This is a genomic window from Pseudomonas sp. 2835, assembly GCF_050435905.1.
Taxonomy (GTDB): Bacteria; Pseudomonadota; Gammaproteobacteria; order Pseudomonadales; family Pseudomonadaceae; genus Aquipseudomonas.
Map to the genome: position 1 here is coordinate 103,689 of NZ_JBNDLE010000018.1, position 14,616 is coordinate 118,304.

Annotated in this window: 12 protein-coding genes; 1 reads left to right on the forward strand and 11 read right to left on the reverse strand. The window is 64.8% G+C overall.

Features of this window, described 5'->3' with window-relative positions:
- Positions 1-11 precede the first annotated feature (11 nt).
- From purD to ABIE20_RS21960, 11 genes are all read right to left on the reverse strand, one after another.
- Entirely contained in the window at positions 12-1,307 is a 1,296-nt protein-coding gene (gene purD, locus ABIE20_RS21910; RefSeq protein WP_429507281.1) for a phosphoribosylamine--glycine ligase, read from the reverse strand.
- Between the two features lie 168 nt (positions 1,308-1,475).
- Positions 1,476-3,083 carry a bifunctional phosphoribosylaminoimidazolecarboxamide formyltransferase/IMP cyclohydrolase gene (gene purH, locus ABIE20_RS21915; protein ID WP_429507282.1) on the reverse strand — a complete coding sequence of 536 codons (1,608 nt, stop codon included), beginning with the start codon at positions 3,081-3,083 and terminating at the stop codon, positions 1,476-1,478.
- Between the two features lie 82 nt (positions 3,084-3,165).
- Positions 3,166-3,486 carry a DNA-binding transcriptional regulator Fis gene (gene fis / locus ABIE20_RS21920; protein WP_003186237.1) on the reverse strand — a complete coding sequence of 107 codons (321 nt, stop codon included), beginning with the start codon at positions 3,484-3,486 and terminating at the stop codon, positions 3,166-3,168.
- Positions 3,483-4,496 carry a tRNA dihydrouridine synthase DusB gene (gene dusB / locus ABIE20_RS21925; RefSeq protein WP_045197001.1) on the reverse strand — a complete coding sequence of 338 codons (1,014 nt, stop codon included), beginning with the start codon at positions 4,494-4,496 and terminating at the stop codon, positions 3,483-3,485. The genes fis and dusB overlap by 4 nt, the downstream gene beginning before the upstream one ends.
- 212 nt (positions 4,497-4,708) lie before the next feature.
- Complete coding sequence (locus ABIE20_RS21930) at positions 4,709-5,974, reverse strand: DUF3426 domain-containing protein (protein WP_429507285.1); 1,266 nt, start codon at positions 5,972-5,974, stop codon at positions 4,709-4,711.
- Positions 5,975-6,014: 40 nt separating this feature from the next.
- Positions 6,015-6,893, reverse strand: a complete 879-nt coding sequence (gene prmA / locus ABIE20_RS21935; RefSeq protein WP_429507286.1) for a 50S ribosomal protein L11 methyltransferase — start codon at positions 6,891-6,893, stop codon at positions 6,015-6,017.
- 98 nt (positions 6,894-6,991) lie between these two features.
- Positions 6,992-8,056 carry a 2,3-butanediol dehydrogenase gene (locus tag ABIE20_RS21940; protein ID WP_429507295.1) on the reverse strand — a complete coding sequence of 355 codons (1,065 nt, stop codon included), beginning with the start codon at positions 8,054-8,056 and terminating at the stop codon, positions 6,992-6,994.
- An 87-nt stretch (positions 8,057-8,143) separates the two neighbouring features.
- Positions 8,144-9,250: an acetoin dehydrogenase dihydrolipoyllysine-residue acetyltransferase subunit gene (locus ABIE20_RS21945; RefSeq protein WP_429507288.1), complete on the reverse strand. Its 1,107-nt coding sequence runs from the start codon at positions 9,248-9,250 to the stop codon at positions 8,144-8,146.
- On the reverse strand, positions 9,247-10,266 hold the full coding sequence (locus ABIE20_RS21950; protein WP_429507290.1) for an alpha-ketoacid dehydrogenase subunit beta: 1,020 nt from the start codon (positions 10,264-10,266) through the stop codon (positions 9,247-9,249). Before ABIE20_RS21950 ends, ABIE20_RS21945 begins: the two co-directional genes overlap by 4 nt.
- 35 nt (positions 10,267-10,301) lie before the next feature.
- Positions 10,302-11,279, reverse strand: coding sequence for a thiamine pyrophosphate-dependent dehydrogenase E1 component subunit alpha (locus tag ABIE20_RS21955; RefSeq protein ID WP_429507291.1), 978 nt, complete (start codon positions 11,277-11,279; stop codon positions 10,302-10,304).
- A 22-nt stretch (positions 11,280-11,301) separates the two neighbouring features.
- Complete coding sequence (locus ABIE20_RS21960) at positions 11,302-12,360, reverse strand: ATP-NAD kinase family protein (protein WP_429507293.1); 1,059 nt, start codon at positions 12,358-12,360, stop codon at positions 11,302-11,304.
- Between the two features lie 257 nt (positions 12,361-12,617).
- On the opposite strand from ABIE20_RS21960, the gene ABIE20_RS21965 reads away from it, so the two are divergent.
- On the forward strand, positions 12,618-14,492 hold the full coding sequence (locus tag ABIE20_RS21965; protein ID WP_429507294.1) for a sigma-54-dependent Fis family transcriptional regulator: 1,875 nt from the start codon (positions 12,618-12,620) through the stop codon (positions 14,490-14,492).
- Positions 14,493-14,616 lie beyond the last annotated feature (124 nt).

Consider the following 14,616-nt stretch of genomic DNA (forward strand, 5'->3'; position numbering starts at 1 on the left):
CAGGCACCGGTTTACTCCTGGTGTTCACCGCGTTCGCGGGCAATGGCACGGTAGCCGATGTCCTTGCGGTAGAAGCTGCCGTCCCAGTTGATCTCGGCAGCCAGGCGGTAGGCTTGCTGCTGGGCCGACTCGACGCTCTTGCCCAGGGCAGTGGCGCAGAGCACGCGGCCGCCGGTGGCAACTACCTTGCCGTCCTTGAGCGCGGTACCGGCGTGGAACACTTTGCCTTCGATCTTCGCCGCAGCGTCCAGGCCGTTGATTGCCGCGCCCTTGCTGTAGTCGCCAGGGTAGCCACCGGCAGCCAGCACCACGCCCAGGCTCGGACGTGGGTCCCATTGTGCTTCGACCTTGTCCAGGGCCTCGGCGAAAGCAGCTTCGATCAGCAGCACCAGGCTCGATTCCAGGCGCAGCATGACTGGCTGGGTTTCCGGGTCGCCGAAGCGGCAGTTGAACTCGATGACTTTCGGGTTGCCGGCTTTGTCGATCATCAGACCGGCATAGAGGAAGCCGGTGTAGACGTTGCCTTCCTCGGCCATGCCGCGAACGGTCGGCCAGATCACCTGGTCCATGACGCGCTGGTGCACGTCGGCGGTAACCACTGGCGCTGGCGAGTAGGCGCCCATGCCGCCGGTGTTGGGGCCGGTGTCGCCGTCGCCGACGCGCTTGTGGTCCTGGCTGGTGGCCATCGGCAGCACGTTGTGGCCGTCGACCATGACGATGAAGCTGGCTTCCTCGCCGTCGAGGAACTCTTCGATCACCACGCGCGAACCTGCGTCGCCAAAGGCGTTGCCGGCGAGCATGTCGCGTACGGCGTCTTCGGCTTCGCCCAGGGTCATGGCGACGATCACGCCTTTACCGGCGGCCAGGCCGTCGGCCTTGATCACGATCGGTGCGCCTTTTTCACGCAGATAGGCCAGGGCCGGCTCGATCTCGGTGAAGTTCTGGTAGTCGGCAGTCGGGATCTTGTGGCGCGCCAGGAAGTCCTTGGTGAAAGCCTTGGAGCCTTCCAGCTGGGCCGCACCCTTAGTTGGGCCAAAGCAGTCCAGGCCGCGGCTGCGGAACAGGTCGACGACACCGGCGACCAGCGGGCCTTCAGGGCCGACGATGGTCAGGGCGACATTCTTTTCGGCGAAATCGGCCAGTTGCTCCAGGGCGCTGACGTCGATGTCGACGTTCTCGCACTTGGCTTCAGTGGCGGTGCCAGCGTTGCCCGGGGCAACGAAGACTTTCTCGACCCGTGGGTCCTGAGCGACTTTCCAGGCCAGGGCGTGTTCACGACCGCCGCTACCGATAATCAAAATTTTCATGAAGGCTCCTTCGGAGAAGCTGCAAGCTGCAAGCTACAAGAAAAAGCAGCCAGTGCTGCCCTTTGCGTAGCTTGCAACTCTGAAATTTAAGGGGCTGCAACTGCAAGAGGATGCGACTCGATGCGCTTTTTCTTGCAGCTTGCAGCTTGGAGCTTGTCGCTGCTTCACTCAGTGACGGAAGTGACGCATGCCGGTGAAGACCATGGCAATGCCGGCTTCGTCAGCAGCGGCGATGACTTCGGCATCACGCATCGAGCCACCTGGCTGGATCACTGCAGTGATGCCGACCTTGGCAGCGTTGTCGATGCCATCACGGAACGGGAAGAACGCATCCGATGCCATGACCGCGCCCTGAACCTGCAGGCCGGCGTGTTCAGCCTTGATCGCGGCGATGCGGGCGGAGTTGACGCGGCTCATCTGGCCGGCGCCGACACCGATGGTCTGGCGGTTCTTGGCGTAGACGATGGCGTTGGACTTGACGTACTTGGCCACTTTCCAGGCGAAGATCAGGTCGTGGATTTCTTGCTCGCTCGGCGCACGCTTGGTGACCACTTTCAGGTCGCCCTCGGTGATCATGCCGATGTCGCGGCTCTGTACCAGCAGGCCGCCGGTGACGCGCTTGAAGTCCCAGGCAGCGGCACGTTCAGCCGACCACTCGCCGCAGGCCAGCAGGCGTACGTTGGCCTTGGCGGCCACCACGGCGCGGGCTTCGTCGCTGACGCTCGGGGCAATGATCACTTCGACGAACTGACGCTCGACGATGGCTTTGGCGGTTTCGGCGTCCAGCTCGCGGTTGAAGGCGATGATGCCGCCGAACGCCGACTCGGTGTCGGTGGCGTAAGCCAGCTCGTAAGCCTGGCGGATACCGCCTTCGGCGTCCGGGCTGACGGCCACGCCGCACGGGTTGGCGTGCTTGACGATGACGCAGGCCGGCTTGACGAAGCTCTTGACGCATTCGAGTGCGGCGTCGGTGTCGGCCACGTTGTTGTACGACAGCTCTTTGCCCTGCAGTTGCACCGCGGTGGCGATGCCGGCTTCGGCAGGCTTGGCCTCGACATAGAACGCCGCGCTCTGGTGCGGGTTCTCGCCGTAGCGCATTTCCTGGGCCTTGATGAACTGGCTGTTGAAGGTCCGCGGGAACTCGCTGCGGCCTTCGGTGCCGAGGGTTTCAGCGGCCTGGTTCACGGTGCCCATGTAGTTGGCGATCATGCCGTCGTAGGCGGCGGTGTGCTCGAACGCCTTGAGCATCAGGTCAAAGCGCTGGGCGTAGGTCAGGCCACCGGCCTTGAGGTTTTCCAGGACCTGGCCGTAGTCGCTGGCGTTGACCACGATGGCGACGTCCTTGTGGTTCTTGGCCGCCGAGCGAACCATGGTCGGGCCGCCGATGTCGATGTTCTCGATGGCGGTCGGCAGGTCACAGCCCGGCTTGGAGATGGTGGCTTCGAACGGGTAGAGGTTGACCGCGACCAGATCGATCGGCTTGATTCCGTGCTCGGCCATGATGGCGTCGTCGGTGCCGCGCCGGCCGAGGATGCCGCCGTGGATTTTCGGGTGCAGGGTCTTGACCCGGCCGTCCATCATTTCGGCGAAGCCGGTGTAATCGGCAACTTCCACCGCGGCAACGCCATTGTCCTGGAGCAACTTGAAGGTGCCGCCGGTGGACAGGATCTCGACGCCGAGCTGTTGCAGCTCACGGGCGAATTCAAGGATCCCGGTCTTGTCGGAGACGCTGATCAAGGCGCGGCGGATCGGCAGGCGGGTAGTCTGGTCGGTCATTTCAGATTCCATAACGCGGTGGAGTCAGCAAAAAAGGCGACCTCATCGAATGGGAGCCGCCTTTTCTGGTTTGGATGCTTGCTTACAACAAATCGTACTGCTTGAGTTTCTTGCGCAAGGTGCCGCGGTTGAGCCCGAGCAGCTCGCTGGCCTTGGTCTGGTTGCCCTTGACGTAGTTCATTACGCTTTCGAGCAACGGCGCTTCGACTTCCGAGAGCACCAGGTTGTACACGTCCGTGACGGCCGCGCCCTCAAGATGGGCGAAATAGTTGTGCAGCGCCTTTTCCACACTGCCGCGAAGGGTCTGACCCTCTTCGCTCGGCGTATTCAGGTGCTGTTTCAAGTTGACGTTGTCGCTCACGGGCGTTGTTCCACTCACTAAAGTCTCGGTCATCATCGTCATGCGGCCACCCCTTGTCCGTCCTCTGTCTCAAGGCTCTGTTCACGTTCGCTGAAGAAACCGCGAACGTTGGCGCACTGCGCTTGCGTGTCTTCCAAACGGTTGAACTGGGCGCGAAACTCCTTGGCGCCCGGTAGCGTTGCCAGGTACCAACCCACGTGCTTTCGGGCGATACGTACGCCCATCACATCGCCATAGAAGGCGTGCAACGCGGTCAGGTGCTCCAGCAGAATTCGTTCCACTTCGTCCAGCTGCGGCGCCGGCAGTTTTTCGCCGGTGCGCAGGTAATGCTCGATCTCGCGAAAGATCCAAGGCCGCCCCTGGGCAGCCCGGCCAATCAGCAGACCGTCGGCACCGGTGGCATCCAGCACCGCCCGGGCCTTTTCTGGCGAAGTGATATCGCCATTGGCGAAAACCGGGATCGACACCGCCTGCTTGATCGCCGCGATGGTGTCGTATTCGGCTTCACCGGTGTAGAGGTCGGCGCGTGTGCGTCCATGTACCGCCAGTGCCTGGATACCGGCCTGCTCGGCGATCCTCGCCACCGTCAGGCCGTTCTTGTTGGCCCTGTCCCAGCCGGTGCGGATCTTCAGCGTGACCGGCACGTCCACGGCGGCAACCACCGCGTGGAGGATTTCGCTGACCAGGGCTTCATCTTTCAATAAAGCAGAGCCTGCGGCCTTGTTGCAGACTTTTTTTGCCGGGCAGCCCATGTTGATGTCGATAATCTGCGCGCCAGCCTCGACGTTGGCCCGGGCCGCCGCTGCGAGCATCTGCGCGTCACCGCCGGCGATCTGTACCGAGCGCGGCTCGGGATCACCTTCGTGAATCATGCGCAGGCGCGACTTGCGGCTGTTCCACAGGCTCATGTCGCTGCTGACCATCTCCGACACCACCAGGCCTGCACCCATTCGTCGGCACAGCTGACGAAAGGGCTGGTCCGTGACCCCGGCCATCGGCGCGAGGATCAGGGCGTTCTGCAGTGTGTATGGGCCGATGCGTACCGCCGACATAGGAGTTCCCTGTTGTGGGGGCCGATCTTAGAGTTCGAAAAAGGGTGGGCATGATACCCGCTCTCGGTGACCGGATAAAGATCGATTTGGATAAAATCTGAACAGTTGGCTTTGAGCTTCAAGCTGCAAGCTTCAAGCCGCAAGCAAAAACGGATCAGCGCATGGGGCTGCTTTTCCTTGTGGCTTGAAGCTTGCAGCTTGCCGCTCGCCGGTTATTCCGGCGAGCGGAAGCTCAGGCTGTAGTTGACCGCCTTGGGGCCCGGATCGAGGATGTCCAGGGCGATGTGGATCGGCGTCTGGCTGGGCATTTCGCCCTTGCCGGCCAGCTCACCGCTGAGGTACTCGGTGGGCTTGAAGCGGCGGCTGGCGATCAACTGGCCATTGAGGTCGGCAAAGCGCAGTTCCAGTAGCGGGAACGGCTGGGAGAAGGGCGCACGGTTGTAGATGATCGCATCGACGATCAATGCACCGTTGAAGTCCGGGTGGCTGCGCACCACCAGGTTGCTGCTCTTGATCCGGGCGATGTCGACCCGCGACGGCACCTGGCAACCGACGGTCGGGCAGACCGCCTGGAACCACGGGCGGTAACGGTCCTGGCGGGCCAGTTCGTCGAACTGGTACCAGAGGTACTGGCCAGCCAGCGCTGCGGCAGCCAGCAGGATCAGCAGGATCCACAGCAGGCGCTTGGCCCAGTTGACTTTGGGCTTTTGCCAGCCGAGCTGGATCGGATCGTCGACCAGGTCGAGCAGCGGCTCCTTGCGCGCCGGACGGTTGCTGGCCGGGCCCAGGCCCGGTTCGCGGCGCTCGTCGAGCTCAGGATCGGGGCTGTCGAGGTCGTCGTCAGGCTCGCGCGCCGACAGGCGCTCGCCGGGCAGCTCGTCATCATCGGCGCGCAGCGCAGCGGCAGGTGCCACCGGGGCATCGAGGTCGTCATCGAGAACATCCAGCGACAACGAAGGCTCGGTGCGCTCGCCGGGTGCCGGAGCGAGGTCCAGGGCTTCCTGCTCGATCAGCGGCGGTTGTGGCTCGTCGAGCTCGGCGCTGAGCTGCTCGCGCTCAGACGCCGGGCTGCTGAACAAGCTGTCGGGCCAGTGTTGGTCGTCCTGCCCGGGGCTGTCGCGGTGTGCGCTGAGGCTGTCTTCGCGTGGTGCGGCGGCCTTGAACTCGGTGGTCGGCTGGATTTCGCGCTGTTCAAGGCGCGCCAGTTCCTGGTCCAGGTCGAGTTGGTCGAGGTCAAGCTCGGCGGCGCTCCACTCGTGCTGGCTGGGCGCTTGCGCAGGTTCCGCCACAGGTTCGACCGGCGCCGGCGGTGCAGGCGGGTTCTGCGCCGCGCTTTGTTCCAGCAGTTGCCGGGCGGCGTTGAACACTTGCAGGCAGGCGCCGCAACGCACCACACCGCGGGCCACGCTCAACTGATTGTGGCTGACGCGAAAGCTGGTCTGGCAATGCGGGCACTGGGTGACGAAACTGTCGGTCATGCGGCGGTCCGGGTTATGCAGAAGGTTATTCTAGGCGCACTTAGCGGCGGCGACCACTGATGCGTACCCAGCCATCGCGAACGGCGATCGGGTCGAGGTCGAAATCCTTGGCGTAGGCCGCGGCGACTTCATCACCCTGTTCGGCGAGAATCCCCGACAGCGCCAGCAGGCCGCCCGGGCGCACCAGCGAAGACAGTTGCGGGGCCAGCGACACCAGCGGGCCGGCGAGAATGTTGGCGACCAGCACGTCGGCCTGCATGGCCGGCATGTGCTCGGGCAGGTACAGGGCGAATTTTTCCTCGGCGATGCCGTTGCGCCCGGCGTTGTCGCGCGAGGCTTCCAGGGCCTGCACGTCGATGTCGGTACCAATCGCTTCACGGGCGCCCAGCAGCAGCGCGGCGATGGCGAGGATGCCCGAGCCGCAACCGAAGTCGAGCACTTGGGTGTCTTTGAGGTCCTGGCCGTCGAGCCATTCCAGGCACAACGCGGTGGTCGGGTGGGTGCCGGTGCCGAAGGCCAGGCCCGGATCGAGCAGCAGGTTGACCGCCTCAGGCTCCGGTGCCGCGTGCCAGCTTGGTACGATCCACAGGCGCTGGCCGAAACGCATCGGCTGGAAGTTGTCCATCCAGCTGCGTTCCCAGTCCTGGTCTTCGATGACTTCGGCCTGATGCTCCGGCAACTCGGCGCCGGTCAGCAACTGCAGATGGGCGAACACCGCGCTTGCGTCGGTATCGGCTTCGAACAACGCCAGCAGGTGGGTATGCGACCACAGGGGAGTGGTGTTGAGGTCCGGTTCGAAGATCGGCTGATCTTCGGCATCCATGAAGGTGACCGAAACAGCGCCTACTTCGAGCAGGGCATCTTCATAGGTTTCGGCTTGTTCCGGGCTGATGGCCAGACGTACTTGCAGCCAAGGCATGGCGGGCACCTTTGGAAAAATCTACAGGGGCAGCCCGAGGCTGCGAGAAGCCCGCCAGTTTACTTGAGTACGAGGGGTTTGTGGGATCCCTGTAGGGCCTAGAGCCTGGCCGGCGAGACGATGATCTTCACATTCTCCTCCTTGTTGTTCACCAGCTCCTCGAAGCCCTGGCCAACAATCGCCTCAAGGCCGATGCGGCCGGTCACCAGCGGGCTGATATCCAGCCGGCCATCGGCAATGAAGGCAATCACGTCGGCAAACTCGCCGTTGTAGGCCAGGGCGCCGAGCACCTGCTTTTCGGTAGACACCAGATCGAAGAAGTTGAATTCGCTGGGCTCTTCGAAAATCCCCACCAGTACGCATTTGCCGGCCTTGCGGATGACATCGATGGCCAGCTTGGCGGTGTGCTTGTTGCCGATGCATTCAAAGCTGATGTCGGCGCCCAGGCCGGCCGTCAGGGCGCGAATTTCGGCGAGCACGTCGCACTGCTTGGGATCGAGCACCGCCGTGGCGCCGACTTCCAGGGCCTTGGCCTTGCGCGCGCTGGACATTTCCAGGGCGATCACCTGCGCAGCACCGGCGGCTTTAGCGCACATGATGGTGCACAGACCGATGGTCCCGGCACCGACCACAACGACGTTCTGGCCCAGCAGGTTGCCGGCCTTTTTCACTGCATGCATACCGACCGCCAGCGGTTCGATCAGTGCCCCGGCTTCGCGCGGGAAACCTTCGGGCAAGCGGTACAGCAGGTTGGCCGGGACGTTGACCCGCTCGGCGAAGGCGCCGTTGTTCATCAGCCCGGTAAAGGCCAGGCGCTCGCAGATGTTGTACAGGCCGTGGGTGCAGTAATAGCAGGTGCCGCAGTGCTGGCAGGCGTCGGCGGCCACCGGGTCGCCCACGGCGTAACCTTGCACACCTTCGCCGATCTTGAGGATTTCGCCGCAGAATTCATGGCCAAGAATGCACTGCCCCTGAATGCCGGTGAGCGGATGGGGTGCCTCCACTGGAATGAACACGGGGCCGGCGACGTACTCGTGCAGGTCAGAGCCGCAGATACCGCACCAGTCGACCTTGATCTGCACCCAGCCAGGCGGCGGGTCGGCGGGCAAGGGCACATCTTCGACGCGAATATCCTGGCGGCCATGCCAGACCGCTGCACGCATGCTGGCGGCGGGATTGCTCAGATCATTCATTGTTGTTATCTCCCAGGCGTACACGAAAGCGCCGCCGTGCTGGCGGCGCGGGTTGACTCAATGGCTGGCGAGGAAGGCCGCCAGCCGCTGGTTGATCCGCTCGGCGGCCTCCATTTGCAACATATGGCCCTGGCCCGGCAGGATCTCGACCTCTGCCTGCAGGCCTTCGGCATGGCTGGCCGGGATGATCGCGTCGGCGGCGCCCCAGATCACCAGGCTCGGCTGCTGGGCGACCACCGCTCGCAGGTCATGGCGCTGCACACTGCCGTCGGCGATGGCCGCAGCGAGTTGGCGCAGGGCGCTGTCGACACCTTCCAGGCGCTTGAACTTGAGCATGTCTTCGAGCATCTGCCGGGTCACCAGGCCGGGGTCGGAGAATAGCTGCATCAGTTGTGGCTTGAGTGCGTTGCGGTTGCTGGCGTCGACGAAGCCTTGCAGGTAGTCGCCGTTGATCTCGCGGCCGAGGCCGGCGCTGGCGATCAGGGTCAGGCTGCGCACCCGTTGCGGCGCCAGGCGCGCCAGGTTCAGCGCCACCGCGCCGCCCATGGAATGGCCGGCCAGGTGGGCGTGCTGGATATCCAGGTGATCGAGCAGGGCGAGTACGCTCTGGCTCAGTTCATCCAGGTCGCCGCGTTGCAGGGCTTTGCCCGACTCGCCGTGCCCCGGCAAGTCGAGGGCGATGACCCGGCGCTCGGCGGCCAGGGCCTGATGGTTGAACAGCCAGTTGTTCAGGTCGCCGCCGAAGCCGTGCACCAGCAGCAGCGGCGTACCGCCCTCGCCGAGGTCGAAATAGCGCAGCGTGCGTCCGCCCAGCTCGATTTTCTGCGGCGCCGGGCCGCTGTCCTGTTCACCGGCGCCGCCTTGGACGAACTCGGCCTGAAAGCGTTGCACCACTGCATCGATCTCGGCCTCGTCCGCTTCGCCTTCGACCACCACCGCCAGCAATGCACCCACCGGCAAGGTCTCGTCCGGCTGGGCGATCAGGCGGCGCAACACGCCGCTGAACGGCGCCTCGACACTGCTGGAGATCTTGTCGGTCTCGACATCCAGCACCTCATCGCCCTTGTTGATCTGCTCGCCTTCCTGCTTGAGCCAGGTGTCGATGCGCCCTTCGGTCATCGACAACCCCCATTTGGGCATGGTCAGGGTATGGATCTGGCTCATGCGGCAGTCCTCGCGCCAATCACCTTGCGCACCGCTGCTTCGATTTTCGCTGCAGTAGGGATGTACAGGTCTTCCAGGGCGTCGGAGAACGGCACCGGGGTGTGCGGCGCGGTGACCATCTCGATCGGGCCTTTGAGGGCGGCAAAGGCATTTTGCGCCACCAGGGCACTGATGTCGGTAGCCATCGAGCAACGCGGGTTGGCTTCGTCGATGACCACCAGACGCCCGGTTTTCTCCACGCTTTCAAGGATGCTGTCTGCGTCCAGCGGGCTGGTGGTGCGCAGGTCGAGCACCTCGCAGTCGATACCCTGGCGCGCCAGGTTGGCGGCGGCCTCCATGGCCAGATGAACCATGCGCCCGTAGGTCACCAGGGTGATGTCGTCGCCGTCGCGCAGATAATTGGCCTCGCCGAAGGGGACGGTGTACAGCTCTTCTGGCACTTCGCCCTGCATGCTGTAGAGCAATTTGTGTTCGCAGAAAATCACTGGGTCGTTGTCGCGGATCGCCTGGATCAGCAGGCCCTTGGCATCGTACGGCGAGGACGGGCAGACCACTTTCAGGCCGGGAATGTGCGTCCACAGCGAGGTAAGCATCTGCGAATGCTGGGCGGCGGCACGCAGACCGGCGCCGACCATGGTACGCATGACCAACGGGGTGACGGCCTTGCCGCCGAACATGTAGCGGAATTTCGCCGCCTGGTTGAGGATCTGGTCCAGACAGCAGCCTGCGAAGTCGACGAACATCAGTTCGCACACCGGGCGCAGGCCCTGGGTGGCGGCACCGACCGCTGCGCCGACATAGCCGATTTCGGACAGCGGCGCGTCGAGCACGCGGCCGGGGAACTGCTTGTACAGGCCTTTGGTAACGCCGAGCACGCCGCCCCAGGCGTCCTCCTCTCCGGGCGCCCCGGCCCCGCCGGCGACGTCTTCACCGATGATGAACACGCTGCTGTCGCGGCGCATTTCCTGGGCCAGGGCTTCGTTGATGGCCTGCTGGTAACTGATTTTTCTCGCCATGATGCTTCTCCACTTGTTCTTGTTGTCAGGCAGGCTCAGGGGTACGACACGTACACGTCGCTGAGCAGGGCGGCGGGGTCGGGTTTGGGGTCGGACTTGGCGCGGCGTACCGAGTCTTCGATCAGGTCCTCGACCCGGGCATCGACCTGGTCGAGTTGTTCAGCGTCGAGCAGGCCGGCACGGGTAGTGCGCTGGCGGAACTGCATCAGGCAGTCGCGGGTTTCGCGCAGGTTCTTCACTTCATCCGGGGCCCGGTAGGTTTGCGCATCGCCCTCGAAGTGGCCGTAGTAGCGGGTCAGCTTGACTTCGATCAGCGACGGGCCCTGGCCGGAGCGCGCCCGTTCGATCGCTGCCCCCGCGGCCTCGTGCACGGCGAAGAAGTCGTAGCCGTCGATGGTCACCCCGGGCATGCCGAAGCCGGCGGCGCGGTCGGCGATATGGTCGCAGGCCACCGACCAGTTGGAGGCGGTGGCTTCGGCATAGCCGTTGTTCTCGGCGACGAAGATGCACGGCAGGTTCATGATTGAAGCCAGGTTCATCGCCTCGAACACCGCGCCCTCGTTGGAGCCGCCGTCGCCGAAGAACACCACGGCGACGTCATCGGTGCCCTTGATTTTCGCCGCCAGCGCCGCGCCGGCCACCAAAGGCGCACCGGCGCCGACGATACCGTTGGCGCCGAGCATGCCTTTCTCAAGATCAGCGATGTGCATAGAGCCGCCCTTGCCGCCGCAGACACCGGTCTTCTTGCCGTAGATCTCGGCCATCATCCCGTACACGTCGACGCCCTTGGCGATGCAATGGCCATGGCCGCGGTGGTTGGAGGCTATGCAGTCGCTGTCGCGCAGGTGGGCCATGACGCCGGCGGCCGAGGCCTCTTCGCCGGCATACAGGTGGACGAAACCGGGGATCTCGCCGGTGGCGAACTCCACGTGCAGGCGCTCTTCAAAGGCGCGAATGGTGCGCATGACTTCATAGGCATGGAGCAATTGCTCGGTAGACAGGTGAGTGGACATCTTGTTGTTCTCCGGGGTTGTCTCAACACGGTTGGTTCGCAGGGTGTTGCGGGTGTTCGCGGCCGACCGCCAGCAGGCGATGGCGCGCGGCATGGGCCAGCACCGCCTCGACGTCGATGCTCAAGGGACCGAAGGCGTCGAGGGTGATGCTTGGCCGGTCGCTCGCGCTGAACTCGATTTCGCGCTCGCCATCCAGCGCCAGGGTGCCGCTGGACAGGCTCAGGGAGTAGGCAACACCGGGCGCCAGCGGCCCCGAGGCAGTTACCCCGCAGCCTTGCAGCAGGCCGGGGGCAAGCGGTGCCAGCAAGGCGTGCTCGGCTTCGGGATGCAGGCGAATCCAGGCGCCTTCAGGGGCTGCGCGTGACACCGGGCACCACAGCCCGCACAGCGCCGAGAGGCCGATGGCGTGGGGTTCGGCGAAGGTCGCGAAGACTTCCGCCAGGTCCTCGCCACGGCTGATGGCGCGGGCACCGATGAAGCGCTGTGGCGACACCGCGACATCCACCAGGGCCCATTCGCAAAGGCGCTGTTCCGGTACCCGCACGACGAGCCGCTTGTTGCGGCGCAGGGCAATCGCGGTGGGGATGCGGCCGTTGGCGAACAGCCCGCCGGCAAGCCCGGCACTGGTGGCTTCGCGCAGCTGCGGGAAGGCGTTGTTGGTGCCGGTGGACAGGGTCAGCAGCGGGATGTCGCCGACTTCGGCGGCCACCGCCTTGTGCGTGCCGTCGCCACCGAGCACGGCGATCAGGGCAACACCCTGGGCAGCCATCAGGCGCGCGGCGTGGCGGGTGTCTTCGACAGTCTGGCGTAGCGGCATGTCGAGGATGCTCAGTTGCGGCCAGCGCTGTTGCTCGGCGTGTGGGCCGAGGCTGGCCTTGAGCACGGCGGCGGCGATGCCGGTCATGTCCGGCGGCAGCAGCACCTGCTCGACACCGGTGGCGGCAAACGCCGCGAGCAGGCGCTGCACGGCCGAGGCTTTGTCGGTGCTGGAGTAGAGCCCGGCATTGGCAGTCAGTCGGCGCAAGTCGCGGCCGCTAGCCGGATTGGCGATGATCCCCACGGTCAGGGCGGGTTGGCGCATGGCACACCTCTGGTTCTTGTTTGCCAGGGGCCGGAGCAAGGCCGGTGCCAAGTCCTCAAGACACGCGATCCAGAGCGGTTTTCGTGCTTCGGCCAAGGGTTGTGGCAAGACGCTCGGTGTCAGAGTCGGCGGCTGCCGGGCGAGACGCTGAGACGCTGCGTCTCAGCTCGGCAGGAATCCATAGAGTGCTTGTCCGCCCCCGGTATTCGGCGCTTAATGAGGCCCATAACGACAAGAACACGAGAACCGGAGGCCCCATGCTTGCCGCGAACTCCAAAGCCCACGTCGACTGCGTCAGCCGCGTGCTGAAGAACGCCGAACGCCTGCCCCAGGCGCCGGTGCCGCCGCTGATCCTCGACTCCTGGCGCCGCTCGATGGAGCAGCATCGCCTCGACCCTGCGTCCCAGCAGGGGCCGCGCATTCTTTCGCAAAGCCTGCTCGACGAGTGCCGTGAGCGTTCCGAACTGTTCCTGCGTATTGCCGGCGAGGCCGTGGCGCGCCTGCATGGGCGAGTGCGCGAGGCCGACTACTGTGTGCTGCTGACCGATGCCCAGGGGCGGACCATCGACTACCGGGTCGAGTCGACCATCCGCAACGACTGTCGCAAGGCCGGGTTGTACCTGGGCACCTGTTGGTCGGAGGGCGAGGAGGGTACCTGCGGGGTGGCGGCGGTGCTGACTAGCAAGGCACCGGCCACCGTGCACAAGCGCGACCATTTTCGCGCCGCCTTCATCGGCCTGACCTGCTCGGCGGCGCCGGTGCTCGACCCCCAGGGCGAGTTGCTTGGCGTCGTGGATGTCTCGGCGCTGCAGTCGCCGGATGACCGGCGCAGCCAGCACTTGATCCGGCAGATGGTGGTGCAGAGCGCGCGCGAGATCGAAAACGCATTTTTCATGCACAGTGCCGAGCCGCACTGGGTGTTACGCGCCCACAGCACGCCGGGCTATGTCGACAGCCAGCCGGACTACCTGCTGGCCTGGGATGCCGATGGCCGTTTGCAGGCCCTCAACAGCCTGGCGCGCAAGGCGCTGCTGGAGCGCTATGGACAGTTGCCGGAACATATTGGTGAGCTGTTCGACCTCGACGCCCTGCGCGCTGCCACCGATGAATCGGCCCAGCGCCTGCGCTGGCGCGGCGAAAGCGGCGAGCTGCATGTGCGCATCAGCTCGCCGCGGCGCAAACCCGGGCGACGGCTCGCGACCATCACCCGCCAGCCGGTCGATGAGCGGGTCGAGCACAGCCTGCGCCTGGCAACCCGGGTCAAGGACTGCAACCTGGCGGTGCTGGTGTTGGGTGAAACCGGGTCGGGAAAGGAGGTGTTCGCCCGCCAGTTGCATGCCATGAGCCTGCGCAGCCGCAAGCCGTTCGTGGCGCTGAACTGCGCCGCAATCCCTGAGAACCTGATCGAGAGCGAGCTGTTCGGCTATGTCGCCGGGGCGTTTACCGGCGCTTCCAGCAAGGGCATGCAGGGCCTGTTGCAACAGGCCGATGGCGGCACCCTGTTTCTCGACGAAATCGGCGACATGCCACTGAACCTGCAAACCCGTTTGCTGCGGGTGCTGGCCGAAGGCGAGGTGGCGCCGTTGGGCGCCTCGGCGCGCCAGCGAGTGGATATCCAGGTGATCTGCGCCACCCACCGTGACCTGACGGCGATGGTCGGCGCAGGCAGCTTTCGCGAAGACCTGTACTTTCGCCTGGCCAATGCCCGCTTCGAGCTGCCGCCGTTGCGTGAGCGCAGTGACCGCCTGGCACTGATCAACCAGTTGCTGGGCGAAGAGGCCAAGGGCTGTGGTGTTGAGGTCGGTTTGAGTGACGCTGCGCTGGAGGCGCTGCTCAATTACCGCTGGCCGGGCAATTTGCGCCAGCTACGGCAGGTGCTGCGCTATGCCTGTGCGATCTGTTGCGGCACTACCGTCCAGCTCGATGATTTACCCGTGGAGATTCGCGGTGGGCAGGTCCAGGCGCATGTGCAGGCCAGTGTCAGCCCGGTACGTCAGCAGTTGCTCGATGCGCTGATTCGCCATCGCTGGAAACCGGGGGAAACCGCCAAGGCCCTGGGGATTTCGCGGGCGACGTTGTATCGGCGGGTGCATGAGCACAGGATCGAGATGCCGCGGATGGGCAAAAGCTGATTCTCTGTGGGAGCGGGGGGGGGGCCCCGCGGGGGGTGTGGTTAAAAACCCCCCCCCCGGGGGACCCCCCCCCCCCCCCCCCCCCAAAAAAAAAACCCCCCCCACCCACCCGGGGGGTTTTATC